The sequence below is a fragment of the Microbacterium sp. 10L49 genome (genome assembly GCF_056395125.1).
Genome location: NZ_JBFTIW010000003.1, coordinates 418850 through 434431 on the forward strand (window position 1 = coordinate 418850; position 15582 = coordinate 434431).

15 protein-coding genes are annotated in these 15582 nt (G+C 68.4%); 3 read left to right on the forward strand and 12 right to left on the reverse strand.

Features of this window, described 5'->3' with window-relative positions; translation table 11 throughout:
• Positions 1 to 117: 117 nt before the first annotated feature.
• The 3 genes from AC1DCT_RS09800 to AC1DCT_RS09810 all read right to left on the reverse strand — a co-directional run bounded on the left by AC1DCT_RS09800 (position 118) and on the right by AC1DCT_RS09810 (position 2324).
• The gene (locus AC1DCT_RS09800) at positions 118 to 903 is read right to left on the reverse strand and encodes an anti-sigma factor (RefSeq protein WP_477428862.1); all 786 of its coding nucleotides are present in this window, start codon (positions 901 to 903) and stop codon (positions 118 to 120) included.
• Positions 900 to 1499 carry an ECF RNA polymerase sigma factor SigK gene (sigK, locus tag AC1DCT_RS09805; RefSeq protein WP_439901844.1) on the reverse strand — a complete coding sequence of 200 codons (600 nt, stop codon included), beginning with the start codon at positions 1497 to 1499 and terminating at the stop codon, positions 900 to 902. Before sigK ends, AC1DCT_RS09800 begins: the two co-directional genes overlap by 4 nt.
• Before the next feature lie 147 nt (positions 1500 to 1646).
• Positions 1647 to 2324, reverse strand: a complete 678-nt coding sequence (locus AC1DCT_RS09810; RefSeq protein ID WP_477230147.1) for a fasciclin domain-containing protein — start codon at positions 2322 to 2324, stop codon at positions 1647 to 1649.
• A gap of 129 nt (positions 2325 to 2453) precedes the next feature.
• Between AC1DCT_RS09810 and AC1DCT_RS09815 the strand changes: the two genes are divergently transcribed.
• Positions 2454 to 4016, forward strand: coding sequence for a molybdopterin-dependent oxidoreductase (locus AC1DCT_RS09815; protein ID WP_477428864.1), 1563 nt, complete (start codon positions 2454 to 2456; stop codon positions 4014 to 4016).
• 41 nt (positions 4017 to 4057) lie between these two features.
• Here the strand turns inward: AC1DCT_RS09815 and AC1DCT_RS09820 are convergent, their stop codons facing one another.
• The 4 genes from AC1DCT_RS09820 to AC1DCT_RS09835 form a co-directional block, all read right to left on the reverse strand.
• Positions 4058 to 5161, reverse strand: coding sequence for a DUF4185 domain-containing protein (locus tag AC1DCT_RS09820; protein ID WP_477428866.1), 1104 nt, complete (start codon positions 5159 to 5161; stop codon positions 4058 to 4060).
• A 29-nt stretch (positions 5162 to 5190) separates the two neighbouring features.
• Positions 5191 to 6102: a carbohydrate ABC transporter permease gene (locus AC1DCT_RS09825; protein ID WP_440732481.1), complete on the reverse strand. Its 912-nt coding sequence runs from the start codon at positions 6100 to 6102 to the stop codon at positions 5191 to 5193.
• Positions 6102 to 7028, reverse strand: a complete 927-nt coding sequence (locus AC1DCT_RS09830; protein ID WP_441977895.1) for a carbohydrate ABC transporter permease — start codon at positions 7026 to 7028, stop codon at positions 6102 to 6104. Before AC1DCT_RS09830 ends, AC1DCT_RS09825 begins: the two co-directional genes overlap by 1 nt.
• Positions 7029 to 7111: 83 nt before the next feature.
• A complete protein-coding gene (locus tag AC1DCT_RS09835; RefSeq protein ID WP_477428868.1) occupies positions 7112 to 8482 on the reverse strand; it encodes an ABC transporter substrate-binding protein in 1371 nt (456 codons plus the stop codon).
• A 318-nt stretch (positions 8483 to 8800) separates the two neighbouring features.
• Here AC1DCT_RS09835 and AC1DCT_RS09840 point away from each other — a divergent pair, with 318 nt between their 5' ends.
• Positions 8801 to 9757 (forward strand): hypothetical protein, encoded by a 957-nt coding sequence (locus tag AC1DCT_RS09840; RefSeq protein WP_477428870.1) that lies wholly within the window; start codon positions 8801 to 8803, stop codon positions 9755 to 9757.
• 91 nt (positions 9758 to 9848) lie between these two features.
• On the opposite strand, the gene AC1DCT_RS09845 is transcribed toward AC1DCT_RS09840, so the two are convergent.
• The 4 genes from AC1DCT_RS09845 to dnaK form a co-directional block, all read right to left on the reverse strand.
• A complete protein-coding gene (locus AC1DCT_RS09845) occupies positions 9849 to 10328 on the reverse strand; it encodes a heat shock protein transcriptional repressor HspR (RefSeq protein ID WP_440732485.1) in 480 nt (159 codons plus the stop codon).
• Positions 10329 to 10544: 216 nt separating this feature from the next.
• On the reverse strand, positions 10545 to 11531 hold the full coding sequence (locus AC1DCT_RS09850; protein WP_441977893.1) for a DnaJ C-terminal domain-containing protein: 987 nt from the start codon (positions 11529 to 11531) through the stop codon (positions 10545 to 10547).
• A gap of 10 nt (positions 11532 to 11541) precedes the next feature.
• Entirely contained in the window at positions 11542 to 12183 is a 642-nt protein-coding gene (locus AC1DCT_RS09855) for a nucleotide exchange factor GrpE (protein WP_441977892.1), read from the reverse strand.
• Positions 12183 to 14036 (reverse strand): molecular chaperone DnaK, encoded by a 1854-nt coding sequence (gene dnaK, locus AC1DCT_RS09860; protein ID WP_441977891.1) that lies wholly within the window; start codon positions 14034 to 14036, stop codon positions 12183 to 12185. The genes AC1DCT_RS09855 and dnaK overlap by 1 nt, the downstream gene beginning before the upstream one ends.
• A 219-nt stretch (positions 14037 to 14255) precedes the next feature.
• On the opposite strand from dnaK, the gene AC1DCT_RS09865 reads away from it, so the two are divergent.
• Positions 14256 to 14933, forward strand: coding sequence for a hypothetical protein (locus AC1DCT_RS09865; RefSeq protein WP_477428872.1), 678 nt, complete (start codon positions 14256 to 14258; stop codon positions 14931 to 14933).
• Between the two features lie 82 nt (positions 14934 to 15015).
• Here AC1DCT_RS09865 and AC1DCT_RS09870 read toward each other — a convergent pair whose 3' ends face one another.
• Entirely contained in the window at positions 15016 to 15480 is a 465-nt protein-coding gene (locus AC1DCT_RS09870) for a DUF3817 domain-containing protein (RefSeq protein WP_477428873.1), read from the reverse strand.
• Between the last annotated feature and the right edge of the window lie 102 nt (positions 15481 to 15582).

Consider the following 15582-nt stretch of genomic DNA (forward strand, 5'->3'; position numbering starts at 1 on the left):
GGGCGGAAAGGATCACAGGATCCGGGGAGCTCTGTTCAACGGCGCATGCCGCCACGCTAGCGGATTTCGCGTGAAATCGATATCACTGATTTCGGGAGATGCGGAACGAGATCTGCCTCAGGCCGTCGGGATGACGATGATCGGCTGGCTTGTGGGCTTTCCCGTGGGGGATCCCCCCGCCGGCTCCACCGTCACGGCGATCGCGTCGCCGGCGTGCATGTTCCCGCTCAGTTGCGCGGTCGTCGTTCCCTGCTCCGCGGCGAAGACGCCGGCTGAGACGGGCCCATCGCCCCGGACGAACCACAGCTCGTACGTCTGCTTCGCGTCCAGCGGCTGCAGCCCGTCGGACACGAGCACCGCCGAGCCGATCGACGCCGACCAGTGCGCCGTCGCGTGGCCCCCGGAGGGCAGCGACACGGTCTTCTGCGCCGCATCGGGTGCGTTCTCGATCTTGTCCAGCGCGACGACGGCCGCGGGGCGCAGCAGTTGCGGGATCACGACGGAGGCGGCCACGCCGAGACCGACGATCAGCACGAGGCACGCGGCCAGTGCGAACAGCAGCCTGCGCGGACGACGCGCGGGCTCCGCTGCGGCGGCCTCCGGAGCCGGGGCTGGATCGCCCTGGTCGGAAACGGCCGGCGGCTCGTCCGCGGGCGCTGCGTCGTGGCCGAGGTTCTGGGGCGTCACCGCGATGCGGGCGAGAAGCGCGTCGCGCAGCGCCGGAGGGGGCGCGACCGGGGGCACCCCGTCGGCAAGGAGGGCTGCAGTGTCCGCGTCGTCGGAGACGATCGACGACCACTCGGGGTGCGCGGCGAGCGCGGTCCGGTAGCGCTGCTCGTCCTGCACCGACAGCGACCCGAGGCTGTGGCCTGCGGCCAGCTCTGCGAACTCCCGCTCGTTCATGCGTTCACCCCCCAGTGCGTCCGAAGACGCGTGAGTCCATCTCTCATGCGGGTCTTCACCGTTCCCAGCGGTGATCCCGTGATCGTGGCGATCTCGCTCTGCGAGTAACCGCCGTAGTACGCGAGCACGAGTGCCTCGCGTTGCGCGTCCGGCAAGGCGGAGAGGGCATCGACCACCCGGTCCGCATCGATCGACAGCTCGGCCTGTTCGGCGACGCTGTCATGGGCGACGTCGAGGTCGCGTGCGCCGATCCGCACGTCCCGGTCGGCGCTGGCCTGCGAGGCACGCACGCGGTCGACCGCTCGACGATGCGCGATCGTCAGGATCCAGGTCCTGCCCCGGCCCCGATCGGAGGTGAAACGGGAGGCCGTCTGCCAGATCTCCAAGAAGACCTCCTGCAGCACCTCTTCGCTCTGCGACCGGTTCACGAGGACGCGGAGGATGAGGCCGAAGACGCGCGAGGAGAGCATGTCGTAGAGCTCGGCGAACGCTGACTGATCGCCCTGCGCGACGCGCAGCAGCAGCGCGGACGCAAGGTCGTCGCCGCCGTCCTGCTCGGCGTGCTCCCGATCGTCGATCACCATGGGTTCCAGCATGCCTCACCTCCCTGCCCCGCATCGGCAATGCGTCGAGGGCGAGCACTGTCGCGTCTTTCTGTATGCCCCTCCCCGCCGGACCGGATCGCATGCTCGGACGGTGCCGTCGATCATGCGATCCGGTCTGCGTGGCGGATCCGCAGGTCCTTACTGGGCCGGCGGCATCAGGACGGAGTCCACGAGGTACACGGTCGCGTTCGCGGTGTGGACGCCGCCGCAGATCACGTTCGCGTCGTTGACCTTGAGGTTGTCGCCCGAACCTGTCACGGTCACGTCGCCGCCCTCGACGGTCTTGTGCGTGCCGACGATGTCCTTCGGCGAGATCTGACCGGCGACCACGTGGTACGTCAGGATCTTGCTGAGGGTGTCCGCGCCCGCATCCGTCTTCAGCGTGTCGATCGTCGCGGGATCGATCTTCTTGAAGGCGTCGTCGACGGGTGCGAAGACGGTGAACTCGCTCCCGTTCAGGGTGTCGACCAGGTTCACTTTCGGGTTGAGCTTGCCCGAGACCGCCGCGACCAGCGTGGTCAGCAGCGGGTTGTTGCTGGCGGCCGTCGCGACCGGGTCCTGCGCCATCCCGGCGACGGAGCCGGAGCCGGACGGGACCTGCTGCGCATAGGCGGCGCATCCCGGTCCGACCAGATCGGCCGCCGGATCCATCGTCTGAGACGGAGACGCGGCCGGCGCGCTGGTCGATGGCTCGGAGGACGAGCCGGAAGATGAGCCCGACATCGACGAACAGCCCGTGAGGGCCAGGGCCGCGGCGGCGAGCAGGCTGGCGGCGGCGAGCGACGCCCTGGCGTGCAGGCGAACAGTGGATCGCATGATCTTTCTCCTTTGACTGGTGCATCGTGACCGTTCATCGGCCGACACGATGCATTCGGAGCCGCACCCGCACCGGATTGGATCCGGCCCGATCGCCATCCGATCCGCCGATCGCGACGAACCACGGATATGGATGAGAGCACAGGGAATGCCGGCGCACGGATCTGGGCCGCTGTCGCGGGGGTCGTCAGCGGCATGGTGTTCGTCGCCGCCGCCGAGATCACGGCCTTCCTCGTGGCGCGCGACGCGAGTCCGCTGCTCGCGGCGGGCTCGTTCGTCATCGACATCGTGCCGCAGTGGGCGAAGGAGCTGGCGATCGAGCTCTTCGGCGCCAACGACAAGCTCTTCCTCCTGCTGACCCTCGGCGTCGGCGTGCTCGTCGCCGCCGCGGCCGCCGGCCTCCTGGAAGGTCGACGCCGCTGGATCGGCGTCGCGGTGTTCGCCGTCGCCGGCGCCGCCGGGACATTGGCCGCGCTGACCCGCACGGGGGCGACGCCGTTGTCCGCCTTGCCGTCGCTCATCGGCGCGATCGCGGGCTGCGTGTTCCTGCGGATGTCGATCGCAGCGCTGCGCCGATGGCGCGCCCTCCGGGCCGCGGATGGCGCGGGTGGCGGCCCGGATCGGCGGCGCTTCCTCCTGCTGACCGCGGTGGGAGCGGTCGCCGCGATCGTGGCGGGAACCGGTGCCCGCCTCGGAACCGCGGCGACCACCTCGATCGCAGCGGTGCGCAAGGCGCTGCGACTGCCGGAGCCGCTGTCGCGGGTCACGGTCCCCGAGGGAGCCGAGCTCGACATCCCGGGCCTCTCGCCGCTGTTCACCCCGAACGCCGACTTCTACCGTGTCGACACCGCGCTGACGGTGCCTTCGTTGGCACCCGCAGATTGGCGCCTGACGGTCGATGGAATGGTCGGCGAGAAGGTGGAGCTGAGCTTCGACGAACTGCTGCGGATGGGCCTGCGGGAGTACGCGGTGACCCTGACCTGCGTCTCCAACCAGGTCGGCGGCGATCTCGTCGGCACGGCACGCTGGCTCGGCGTGCCGGTGCGCGAGATCCTCTCCCGCGCGCTCCCCGCGAAGGGGGCCGACATGATCCTCTCGCGCAGCATCGACGGGTTCACCGCGAGCACACCGCTCGACGCGCTCACGGATCCGCACCGCGACGCGATCCTCGCGGTCGCGATGAACGGCGAGCCCCTGCCGCCCGAGCACGGTTTCCCGGTGCGGATGGTCGTCCCCGGGCTCTACGGGTACGTCTCGGCGACGAAGTGGCTCACCCGGATGACGGTCACGACATTCGAGAAGGACCAGGCCTACTGGACGCCCCGCGGGTACAGCGCGCAGGCGCCGATCAAGCTGTCGAGCCGCATCGACACCCCGCGCATCGACAAGGAGATCCCGCCGGGGGCCGCCCGGATCGCCGGGGTCGCCTGGGCGCAGACCGTCGGGATCCAGCGGGTCGAGGTGCAGATCGACGGAGGGGCCTGGCAGACTGCGACGCTGTCGGCTCCGGTCAGCGACGACACCTGGGTGCAGTGGTTCCTCGACTGGAACGCGACGAGCGGCAGCCACTCGCTGGTCGTCCGCGCCACCGATCGGCACGGCCGGATGCAGGAACAGCAGCGCACCCCGATCGCTCCGAACGGATCAACCGGATGGCAGTCGACCGTGGTCCGGGTCGGCACGGCCGGCTGAGCGGCAGCGGGAAGCGCCGACCCCCGAGCCGGCGCCCGCCGTCAGACGAGCCCTTGGATCCGGAACTGCTCGACGTGGTAGACACTGTTGTCGCCGGTGTTCCACTGACTCACGCTGAGATGCAGATCCGGCAGCGTCGAGCCGGGCAGGATGTACCCGCCATAGAGCTGGGCGACGTGGGTCGCGTCCTCGGCGCCCCAGTTCCCGCCCCAGAGCAGGGTGGTCTTCGCGGCTGTGTAGAGGTTGTCCGTCGGAGTGTTCACGATCATCGCGTCGATCCGGTAGGCATCGGCGTTGAACCAGGTCAGGATCCACTTGCCTCCGAGAGGTCGCAGGCACATCTCGCCGAACTTTCCCGGCAGCACCTCGGTCGCGGGGTTTCCCCAGCCCCACGCACCGTTCGCGTAACCCCACGGCTGGTACGCCGACAACGTGGTCATGCTGTTCTGCGGCACCCGGTAGAGCACGATGCCCTTGTCGCGCTGGAAGCCCGTGCCGTAGATGTAGACGTAGCCGTCGTTGCCCTGACCCCACGTGATGCACTGGAAGTGCCCGTTGGCCATGTCGGCCGGGAACTTCAGCCCCGTATGCTGCCAGGTCGCCCCGGAATCGTCGGACTGCCACAGTTCGGTCCAGCGCACCGCCCCGAACGTCGGCCCGTTCACGATGGCATGCAAATACATCCGGGATCCGATCGTGATCACGTCGGAGGGGATCACGGTCTCGTAGTACGCATCGTGCGGGTAGTACCAGAGCTGGGGCGCCGTGACCTGGGTGTTCGCACCCGCGCCCGCCGCGCCGTTGAACACGACCCCGGTGGTGAGGTCGGTGGTCGAGGAGTACAGCGCGACCGGGGAGCGCCAGTTCGTACCGCCCACCGTGTCGGCCCAGGTGTCGCCGAACATGAACAGCAGCCGCCCGTCGGGCGTGCGAGCGGGTATCCCGAGATCGGTCGCGCCGATCCCGTACTGCACCCCCGCCTGCGTGCCGGCGAGCACCTTCATACGGGTCACGGTGAGTCCCGCGGCCGCCGCGGGACTCGCGCCCAGCGCCGAGACGCCGAATGCGGCGCCGGCGGCGAGCGCTCCCTGCAACAGGCTGCGGCGGGTGAGCCCGCGGGCAGGTCGGATCGCTTCTTCGGACATGGCCTTCTCCCCTTCGAGAACGCGACCGGCTACTTGAGCCCGGCCATTTTGATGTTGCCGATGATCTGACGCTGGAAGATGAGGAACAGGATCACAACCGGCGCCGCGGCGAGCACGGATCCGGCCATGAGCAGGCCCAGCTCGCTCGAGCCGCGGCCGGTGCGGAACTCCGCGAGGTACTGCTGCAGCACGAATTTCTCCGGCGACGTGATCGTCATGATCGGCCACACGTAGGAGTTCCAGTAGGCGAGGAACGCCGTGATGCCCATGACGACGAACGGCGGCTTGGACAGCGGCAGGAAGATCCGCACGAAGATGCCGAACCGGCCGCAGCCGTCGAGCATCGCCGCCTCCTCGAGGCTGGCCGGGATGTTCAGGTAGAACTGCCGGATGAAGAACACCGACGCGGCGCTGGCCGCCCCCGGGATCACCAGCACGGCGAGCGTGTCCAGCATCGCCAGCTTCGTCACGACGATGAAGCTGGTGAGCAGGATCGTCATCCCCGGGATGAACATGGTCGTGAGCACGGCGACCCACAGCGTGCGCTGGAACCGGAACTCGAGACGCGCGAACGCGTAAGCCGCGAACGAGTTCACCGTCAGGCTGAGCACGGTGAACAGGATCGCGCCGAGGAACGTCCAGCCGAGCGTGCGCAGGAATGTCTCGTCGCCGAGGATCTTGCCGTAGTTCTCCCAGTGCCACACTTCGGGGAAGAACTGGAACGGAGTGCTCAGCACTTCGGTCTTCGCCTTGAAGCCGGCGATCACCATCCAGGCGAGCGGGAACAGCGCGGCGAGCAGGAAGATCAGGCCGACCACGCCCTTGCCGACGAAGGCCGCCCAGCCACCGATGCCGTGCGGCACCTTGAGCCGGCGGTGATCCTTGCCGTCCAGGACGATGCGGGTGGTCTCGGGCACGGTCGCGGGGTACGTCGCGCTCATCAGTCGACCAGCCTTTCGGAGTTGATGAACTTGAACACGAGGGCCGACACGGATCCCAGCACCACGAACAGCAGCAGCGCCGCAGCGATCGAGTAGCCCACGTTCACGTCGTTGCGGAAGTGGTTGAAGATGAACAGGTTGGGCAGGGTGGTCGAGTCCAGCGGACCGCCCTGCGTCATCACGAGGGGCAGCTCGAACTGCTGGATCGCGGCGACGAAACCCGTGATCAGCAGGTACAGGAACACGTTCTTCATCTGCGGCATCGTGATGTAGAAGGTCTTCTGCCACCAGCCGGCGCCCTCCATCGCCGCTGCCTCGTAGTACTCCGTCGGGATGTCGACCATCGCGGCGACCATGATGAGCGAGGTCAGCCCCATGCCGAGCCACACAGCCGGCACGGCCACGGCGAGCAGCGCCCAGGCCGGATCCCCGATCCAGGAGACCGCGTCGATGTGGAACGCGGCCAGAACGGCGTTCAGGATTCCGCCGTCATAGGCGTAGATCACCACGAAGATGATGGACGCGATGACTCCGGAGATGATCGTCGGGATGTAGATGCTGACCTTGAGGATGGTCGCGAGCCGACGCGACAGGCTCACCACGAGACTCGCGAACAGGAAGGCCAGCACGAGCATCGCAGGCACCGTCATCAGCACGAACAGGAAGCCTCGGCCGATCGTGGCGACGAACAGCGGGTCCGTCAGCACGTCGGCGTAGTTCTTCCACCCGACGAACTGCGGATCCTTGTAGAAGCTCCAGTCCTGGAAGGAAAGGAAGCCGGCGTACACCGCCGGCCAGGCTACGAAGATGCCGAGCAGGATCACCACGGGGGCGAGCATCAGGTACGCGAGCTTGGTGTCTCGGTTCCGGTACCGCGCGTGCCGGCGCCTGACGGTGTGCCGGTCGTCGGTGACTTCGGCGGGCATCGTGCCTCCTCGTCGTTCTGAGGTGCGGGGCGTCGGCTGCGCGGTCGGGGACGGCCTCGCAGCGGTCCCCGACCGCGCCGCGCTCACTTCTTGGGAGCCTTGCTGGGCAGATCCTGCGACTGGATGACCTTCTGGATCGCGGCATCGGCCGTGTTGATCGCGTCATCCGGCGAGGCCGCGCCCTTCATCACCGACTCCATGGCAGTTCCGACGGCGAGCGAGACGTCCCAGGGGTAGGTCGGCTCGGGGATCGCGTCCGGCGCGATGTCCTTCGTGATCACCTTCGACCACGGGGCCTTGGCTGCGGCCTCATCCTTCGCGACGGCATCCTGCACGGAGGTGCGCACAGGGACCTTGGTGAACTGCGTGTTCACGAAGAACGGCACGAGGTTCTTCGGGTCGCCGGCGAGAGACCACTCGAGGAACTTCCCGGCGGCGTCGGCGTGCTTGCTCTTCGCGTCGATGACCCACTTGAAGTTGCCGAGGGTGGTCGCGGTGCGGCCGTCGGCGCCCGAGGCGTTCGGGAAGGCGCCGATGCCGGTCTTGGTCAGCAGGTCGGGATAGTCGGATCCGATCTCGGACATCATCCACGAGCCGGAAACCTTGAAGGCGACCTTCTTCTGGCCGAAATCCTTGCCCTCGACATAGGCGGCGAGCGCCTGCTTGGGCATGTATCCCTTGTCCCAGAGCTCCTTGTACTTGGACATCAGGTCACGGTACGCCGCGTTGTCGATGTCCGGCTTGGCCCAGTCGTCCGTGAGCGCCGTGTGCCCGGCGAAGTTGTACTGCTGACCGACCGTCGACCAGGCGAAGGTGATCGCGTCGGACGCCGGCGAGATGCAGTACTGACCCTGCGCGAGCGTCGGCTGGATCTTGGCGCAGTCGGCGAGCAGGTCGTCCCAGGTCGCCGGGGCCTTGTCGGTGTCGACGCCGGCCTTGTCGAGCATGTCCTTGTTCCAGAACAGCACCGTCTGCGCTTCCTGCAGCAGCGGGTAGGCGTAATAGGTGCCGCCGATCTCGGACACGGACTTGGCGGAGTCGATGATCTCGTCGAGCTTCGACTTGTCCACGACCTTTCCGAGGTCGTAGAGCTGCCCGGCGTTGACCGCGTCCTGGATGCTGCCGGAGTGCGTGTAGATGTCAGGGGCCTTGCCCGCCGCCTGGGCAGCCTTCATCTTCTGATCCCAGGCATCCGCCGGGATCTCCGTGTCCTTGACGACGATCTTGTCCTGGGAGGCGTTGAACTTCTTGACGATGTCCTTGTACCAGGCGTTCTCGGGCGGAGTGAACGTGCGGTGCCAGAACTCGATCGTGGTCTTGCCGGAGGAGTCGCCTCCGTCGCCCGCGGCCTGCCCCGGCGTGCTCGAGCCGCAGCCCGCGAGCAGTCCTACCGCCGTGATGCCGCCGAGAGCGGCCATCACCACCCGGCGCGTGCGCTGTGTGTCCGTCTTCATGGGTTCCTCCTCGGGAACACGACTTCCTCGTCGAATCGGTGCTGGGTCCGGCACAGAGGGCCGGGTCCGCGGTCGCGCTGAGTCGGCATCGACCGGGCTGCATTCAGAGTAGGCGAAATCGATTTCAGGCACAAGACGCTCTTGAGCGATCTGCGCAACCCCCTGCGAGTGAAAGCCGATTCCTCTTCTCTCCGCACCGCGCCCACCCTTTCGGCCGCGACCAGAACGCCCCTAGAGTCGTTCGACAGGAAATCGATTTCAGATGAGGTTTGCTCGTCCAGTCGTGAGGACACTCGCGAAAACCACGAAGGAGCTCCCATGATGACGTCCGCCGTCGGATCCCCCTCACCGGCCGATCTCTCCGGGCGATGGATCCGTCCTGCCGGTCCTGTCCCGCGCGAACCCCGCTGGGGCCATCCCGCGGGGATGCAGCTGGGCATCAGTTCCGCACCGCGCGGGCTGCTGCAGATCTTCACCCCCTATCTGGAGCATCCGCCGGAGCGACTGGTGAACTACATCGCCGTGGAGCCGGTGCCTGCGGGCAGCGCCGAGCGCGGCTATTCAGAGCTGGAGCCGAGCACGCTCGACCCCGGCGAGCGCGGGAAGCGGATGTGGGCCGTCGACCATCCGTCCGATGCCGCGGTGCGGGCACGGCTGGATCCCGATCCCGGAATCGTCGACACCGCGGACGGCGTGGAGCGGCTCACGATCTGGATCCGGGTCGAGCCGTTCGATAACGGGGCGCAGGTGCAGGTGCGGGCGCGGTTCAGGGCCGATCGTCCGCACGAGGTGGAACTGGCGGGGTACAGCGACTCCGGCTCCGTGCCTCTGGACCGGCTCGTACTCAGCGCGACCATGGGCAACTGGGCGCGGCTGCGCCGGCTCGAGCTCGCGGACCGCGTGGTCACGCCTGCAGAGCTCTGGCCCGGGTTCACCGGCACCGGGTTCGCCGCGCACGCCTCCTTCGGACTCGACGAGCTCGTCCGCGAGGGCGGGGCTGCGCTCGTCTCCGCGACGGGCGACGAGGACGACCCGTGGTCCGTCGGCTACAGCGCGGACACCGCGGAGCACTGGCGGTTCCTCGGTCGGAGGATGCGGCAGACATGGCGGGTGGACCACCCGCATCCCGCCCTCCGTGCACAGGTCAATGCGCGGTGGTCGTACTGGGCGAGCGCCTCGGAGATCCCCGGCGGTCCCGCCTACGAGAACCTCGAGGTCGTGCAGCCTTTCCGACAGGGCGCCGCACTGCGCTTCATCGTCGAGCCGCTGGACTGATCGCCAGCGTGCACGGCGGAGGCCTGCACCGCCGTCTCGGCTCTGCCTGCGCGTGTCAGCGCCGGCGCGGTCTCTGCGCCGCTGTGCTGCCTCAGCGCTGGCTGTCGTCCGGATCGTCCGCGGTGTCGTCGGCACGCTCCGGGCCGCTCAGCCACGGACGCCACAACACCACCTCGGTGGAGCGGCGGATCCGGCGCCCGGACGGGACGGCCATGACGGATCCGGTCGTTCCGGCGGCGAACACACGCACGCCGGGGCGGTTCGCGCGCTCCTCGCGCAGGTCGTGCTCGAGCTCGCCCACACGGCGGCGCAGCGTGCGCACCTCGTCCTCGAGGTCGAGCAGGCGCGCGATCGCGGGCAGGCTCATCCCCTCACCGGACAGCTGGGCGACCTCGCGCAGCTGCTCGATGTTGCGCATCGAGTAGCGGCGGGATCCGCCCCTGGTGCGGCCGGGAACGACCAGGCCGATCCGGTCGTACTGCCGCAGGGTCTGCGGGTGCATCCCGGCGAGCTCGGCGGCGACCGCGATCGCGAAGATCGGGGTCTCGGCGTTCATGCGCTCATCGGCCATGACGCACCCTCGTCCTTCGCGCACGGCGCATCCCGAGAACACCGGTCGCGCCCCGCAAGCGGGCGCGCGTACCGGAAACAGGAGAATGCACCGAGATCAGGAGGATCCGCGAGGAATCGTCCTGATCTCGGTCACTGTTCCTGATTCCGGGACGACGCGGCGAGCGGCGCCCGGTGTCCGCGTCGCGCGCGGACCCGATCGACGGCGCAGGTGAACTCATCCCCGGGCCTTCGCCAGCAGCTCGGTGCGCGGGTTCTCGGCGGGCTCCGCCTCACGGAAGCGCTCCAGCGCCTCGCGCGCGGCGTCGTCGAGGTGCGACGGCACGGCCACCTGGACCTCGGCGAGCAGGTCGCCGACGCCCTTCGACGTCGTGACGCCGCGGCCCTTGACCCGCAGCACCCGGCCCGACGGAGTGCCCGGCGCGACCTTGAGCTTGACCGGATCTCCACCGAGGGTCGGCACCTCGATGGTGGCGCCGAGCGCGGCCTCGGTGAACGTGACAGGAACCGTCACCCGCAGGTTCAGCCCATCGCGGGTGAACACGGGGTGCGGCTTCACGGCCACCTGGACCACGATGTCGCCGTTCTCGCCGCCGTCGGGCGAAGGCCGCCCACGGCCGCGCAGACGGATCTTCTGCCCGTCCTTCACGCCCGCGGGGATCTTCACCTTGAGCGGGCGGCCGTCCTCACCCTGCAGCGTGACGGTCTCGCCCTGCACAGCGGTCGCGAACGACAGCGTCGTGCGGGCCGTGACGTCGGCGCCCTTCTGCGGGCCGCCGTAGCCGCGGAACCCGCCGGAGGGCTGGCCGAACCGACCGGATCCGAACCCGCCGCCGCCCTGGTTGAACATCGCGAAGATGTCGTCGAAGTCGGCGGACTGCCCGCCACGGCCCCGGTTGAACGCGCTGAACACGTCATCGAAGCCGCCGTTGCCGGCACTGCCGGGCGCAGTGAACCGCGCCCCACCGGCGCCCATCGCGCGGATCTGGTCGTACTCGGCGCGCTGCTCGGTGTCGGAGAGCACCGAGTACGCCTCGCTGATCTCCTTGAACTTCGCCTCCGCCGCGGCATCGCCGGGGTTGGAGTCGGGGTGGTACTTGCGCGCGAGCTTGCGGTAGGTCTTCTTCAGATCCGCCTCGGACACGTCCTTCGAGACGCCGAGGGTCTTGTAGAAGTCCTTGTCGAACCAGTCCTGGCTAGCCATCGATCACCCCCTACTCAGCAGGAACGGCGACGACGACCTTGGCAGGACGCAGCTCCACATCGCCCAGGCGGTAGCCCACCTCGACGACCTCGAGCACGACGGCCTTCTGCACACCCGGGGTGGGCTGCTGGAAGATCGCCTCGTGCTGCTGCGGGTCGAACTCGTCGCCCTTCTCGCCATACGAGACCACGCCGAGGCGCTCCACAACCGAGCGCACCTTGTCGGCGATCGCGGCGAAGGGAGTCCCCTCCTGCAGATCGCCGTGCTGGGCGGCGCGGTCGAGATCGTCGAGCACGGGGATCAGGCCCTTGGCGGCCTCGCCCTTCGCGCGCTGGATCTCGACGCCGCGCTGCTCCTCGGTGCGGCGGCGGTAGTTCGCGTACTCGGCCTGAAGACGCTTGAGGTCGACGAGCAGCGTGTGCTCGGCGTCGGCGAGGGCCGCGTCCTCGGCGGCGTCCTCGGCGAGCGCGTCGTCGCTCTGCGCGATGTTCAGGATGTCGTCGACCGTGAGCTCGTCATCGGCGCCGGCGTTCGCTCCGGAGTCCTGCCCTTCCGGCTGGGGGCCGGACGCGTTCGCGTCCGACCCCTCGCTCGGTCCTTCGACAGGCTCAGGAACCGCGGCGTTCTCGTCGAAGTCCTTGGGATCCGTCATTACTTCTTCTCGTCCTCGTCGTCCACGACCTCGGCGTCCACGACGTCCTCATCCGACGCCGCGCCCTCGGCCGCCGGCTCGCCCTGCGGGGCGGCCGCGTCAGCCTGGGACTGCGCGTAGATGGCTTCGCCGAGCTTGCCCTGCGACTGGTTCAGCTTGTCGAACGCGGTCTTCACGGCCTCGTCGTCATCACCGGCCAGCGCGGTCTTCAGCGCGTCGACGTCGGCCTTGACCTCGGTCTTCACGTCCTCGGGGAGCTTGTCCTCGTTCTCCGAGATGAGCTTCTCGATCGAGTAGGAGAGAGTCTCGGCCTGGTTGCGGACCTCGGCCGACTCGCGGCGCTTCTTGTCCTCAGCGGCGTGCTCCTCGGCCTCGCGCACCATGCGGTCGATGTCGTCCTTGGACAGCGAGGAGCCGCCCGTGATCGTCATCGACTGCTCCTTGCCGGTGCCCTTGTCCTTGGCGGACACGTGCACGATGCCGTTCGCGTCGATGTCGAAGGTGACCTCGACCTGCGGGATGCCGCGCGGAGCCGGCGCGATGCCGGTCAGCTCGAAGGTGCCCAGCGGCTTGTTGTCGCGGGTGAACTCGCGCTCGCCCTGGAAGACCTGGATCGCGACCGACGGCTGGTTGTCGTCGGCGGTGGTGAAGGTCTCGCTGCGCTTGGTCGGGATGGCCGTGTTGCGCTCGATGAGCTTGGTCATCATGCCGCCCTTGGTCTCGATACCGAGGCTCAGCGGGGTGACGTCGATCAGCAGGACGTCCTTGCGCTCACCCTTCAGCACACCGGCCTGCAGGGCGGCGCCGACGGCGACGACCTCGTCCGGGTTGACACCCTTGTTGGCCTCCTTGCCGGTCTCGCGCTTGACGAGCTCGGCCACAGCGGGCATGCGGGTGGATCCGCCGACGAGCACGACGTGAGCGATGTCGCCGACCTTGATGCCGGCCTCGCGGATCACGTCCTCGAAGGGCTTCTTGGTGCGGTCCAGGAGGTCCTTGGTGAGGTCCTCGAACTTCGCGCGGGTGATCGTCTCGGAAAGCGACACGGGGCCGTTCTCGGTGAGCGACAGGTACGGCAGGTTGACGCTGGTCGACGTCGAGGAGCTGAGCTCCTTCTTCGCCTGCTCCGCGGCCTCCTTGAGGCGCTGCAGCGCGATCTTGTCGCCCGAGACGTCGACGCCGGTCGAGTCCTTGAACTGCTTGATCAGGTAGTCGACGAGACGCTGGTCCCAGTCGTCGCCGCCGAGGCGGTTGTCACCGGCGGTGGCGCGCACCTGGATCGTGGAGAAGTCGTCGTCCTTGCCCACCTCGAGCAGCGAGACGTCGAAGGTTCCGCCACCGAGGTCGAAGACGAGGATGAGCTCGTCCTCCTTGCCCTTGTCGAGGCCGTAGGCCAGGGCCGCCGCGGTGGGCTCGTTGATGATGCGCAGGACGTTCAGGCCCGAGATCTCGCCGGCCTCCTTGGTGGCCTGGCGCTCGGCGTCGTTGAAGTACGCGGGGACGGTGATGACCGCGTCGGTCACGGTGTCGCCCAGGTAGGCCTCGGCGTCGCGCTTCAGCTTCATCAGGATGCGCGCGGAGATCTCCTGCGGCGTCCACTTCTTGCCGTCCACGTCGAACGACCAGTCGGTGCCCATGTGGCGCTTGACCGAGGCGATCGTGCGGTCGACGTTGGTGACGGCCTGGCGCTTCGCGGTCTCGCCGACGAGCACCTCCCCGTCCTTGGTGAAGGCGACCACCGAGGGGGTGGTGCGGAATCCTTCTGCGTTGGCGATGACCTTGGGCTCGCCGCCCTCGAGGACGCTGACGACGGAGTTCGTCGTACCGAGGTCGATACCGACAGCACGTGCCATTTGTTTTCTCCTTCAGTCGGAAGTTTCGTGGAAGTCTGCGCGAGCTCCGGATCCTTGGGGATGACCCTGCGAAACCTGAGTCGCGATGACTCAACGATACGCCCACTGTCAAGAGATGTCAAACAAACTTGATACGAGTGCGCTCAACTTTCACGAGTGGCGTCGCATGGATAGTTCACCCCATCGTGCGGACGCACAGCAGATCCCTAGGATCGGGGCATGACCTCACGCACCCGCACCGCATCTGCCGCGATCCGCCTCGGCGCCGCCGCGCTCCTCCTGGCCACCGCGCTGCCGCTGAGCGCCTGCCTGAACCCGTTCGACCTCATCCCCAAGGGGCCGGCCAAGACGCCCACGTCCGAGCCGACCGCCGATGCCGGCACCGTGACGGACGCACCGGCCGACTCGTCCTCCTCCGGATCGCTGTACTTCGAGGACCCGTCTCTGCCGGCGGGTACGGCCGCGGAGTGGTCGGACGGCCTGATCAGCGACAGCGAGTGGGACTACACCACTCCCGACGACGGCAAGGGCAACTGGGGCTTCACCCGCAAGGACGGCGTCTGTCAGGCGAAGTTCTGGCAGGGCACCATGACGTGGAACGGTCAGACCGACGACCGATCCGCGTCGGACGCGGTGCTCGCGGCCGTCCTCGGCACGACGCCCGACAAGGCCACCGAGCGCGCGACGGATGACACGCTGATGAACGCGACCAGCCAGACGAAGGACATCGCGAGCCGCACGCTGACCTACCCCGCGGACAAGGGCAGCGGATATGCAGCGGCGCGTGGATTCCTGAACGCCGGCCTGGGATTCTACGTCGCGGTGACGTGCACCGATGGCTCAGCATCCTCGGTCGTGAGGGACGTGCTCGACAAGGACGCAATCCTCATCCACTGATCTCGCACGGCGCGAGGACGGCCGTCTTCTTCGAGCCTGTTGTCGTCCAGTCCCGCCTGAGGTGGCCGCGGTCACACCCCGGTCAGTGGCTCCCGCCGGGCGGGCCGATCAGCAGCAGCACCGCGAACAGTGCGGCGACGGCGGCGACGATGAGCAGCCCGAGCACCCACGGCCGGTGCAGGAACCAGCGCATCGTGCGGTCGTACCAGGCGGCGTCACGCGGGTCGTCGGTCTGCGCGAGACGCCAGTCGCCGGCGAGGCGGCCGGTGCGGTGCAGCCAGATCTCGGCGGGGATCGTGGCATAGGGCACGATCGCGCTGGCGATCGCGAGGATCGCGACACCGACGCCCCAGCGCTGGTGGAACGCGAGCAGCACCGCGGTGGCGCCGTAGGAGAGGAACACGAAGCCGTGGATGGAGCCGGCGATGGTGACGAGCACCGGCGGCAGGCCCGTGGCGCGAGCGATCAGGGCGCCGATCAGCAGAGTCCAGGTGATGGCCTCCGCGATCGCGAGCACGCGGAACAGGCGGGCGGGGGTGGTGAACACGTCTCTCCTCGGGTCGAGTATCTTTCCAGCGTAGGGAGCCGGATCCCCCCGCCGCCTCCCGCCGGCCTCCACCTTTCGGACGGTTTCTGAGGCACCCTCCCG

What these genes read in the sequence shown, in the direction of transcription:
- AC1DCT_RS09800 (WP_477428862.1), bottom strand. Translation starts at nt 903, where the DNA reads ATGAACGAGCGGGAGTTCGCAGAGCTGGCCGCAGGCCACAGCCTCGGG.
- sigK (WP_439901844.1), bottom strand. Translation starts at nt 1,499, where the DNA reads ATGCTGGAACCCATGGTGATCGACGATCGGGAGCACGCCGAGCAGGAC.
- AC1DCT_RS09810 (WP_477230147.1), bottom strand. Translation starts at nt 2,324, where the DNA reads ATGCGATCCACTGTTCGCCTGCACGCCAGGGCGTCGCTCGCCGCCGCC.
- AC1DCT_RS09815 (WP_477428864.1), top strand. Translation starts at nt 2,454, where the DNA reads ATGGATGAGAGCACAGGGAATGCCGGCGCACGGATCTGGGCCGCTGTC.
- AC1DCT_RS09820 (WP_477428866.1), bottom strand. Translation starts at nt 5,161, where the DNA reads ATGTCCGAAGAAGCGATCCGACCTGCCCGCGGGCTCACCCGCCGCAGC.
- AC1DCT_RS09825 (WP_440732481.1), bottom strand. Translation starts at nt 6,102, where the DNA reads ATGAGCGCGACGTACCCCGCGACCGTGCCCGAGACCACCCGCATCGTC.
- AC1DCT_RS09830 (WP_441977895.1), bottom strand. Translation starts at nt 7,028, where the DNA reads ATGCCCGCCGAAGTCACCGACGACCGGCACACCGTCAGGCGCCGGCAC.
- AC1DCT_RS09835 (WP_477428868.1), bottom strand. Translation starts at nt 8,482, where the DNA reads ATGAAGACGGACACACAGCGCACGCGCCGGGTGGTGATGGCCGCTCTC.
- AC1DCT_RS09840 (WP_477428870.1), top strand. Translation starts at nt 8,801, where the DNA reads ATGATGACGTCCGCCGTCGGATCCCCCTCACCGGCCGATCTCTCCGGG.
- AC1DCT_RS09845 (WP_440732485.1), bottom strand. Translation starts at nt 10,328, where the DNA reads ATGGCCGATGAGCGCATGAACGCCGAGACCCCGATCTTCGCGATCGCG.
- AC1DCT_RS09850 (WP_441977893.1), bottom strand. Translation starts at nt 11,531, where the DNA reads ATGGCTAGCCAGGACTGGTTCGACAAGGACTTCTACAAGACCCTCGGC.
- AC1DCT_RS09855 (WP_441977892.1), bottom strand. Translation starts at nt 12,183, where the DNA reads ATGACGGATCCCAAGGACTTCGACGAGAACGCCGCGGTTCCTGAGCCT.
- dnaK (WP_441977891.1), bottom strand. Translation starts at nt 14,036, where the DNA reads ATGGCACGTGCTGTCGGTATCGACCTCGGTACGACGAACTCCGTCGTC.
- AC1DCT_RS09865 (WP_477428872.1), top strand. Translation starts at nt 14,256, where the DNA reads ATGACCTCACGCACCCGCACCGCATCTGCCGCGATCCGCCTCGGCGCC.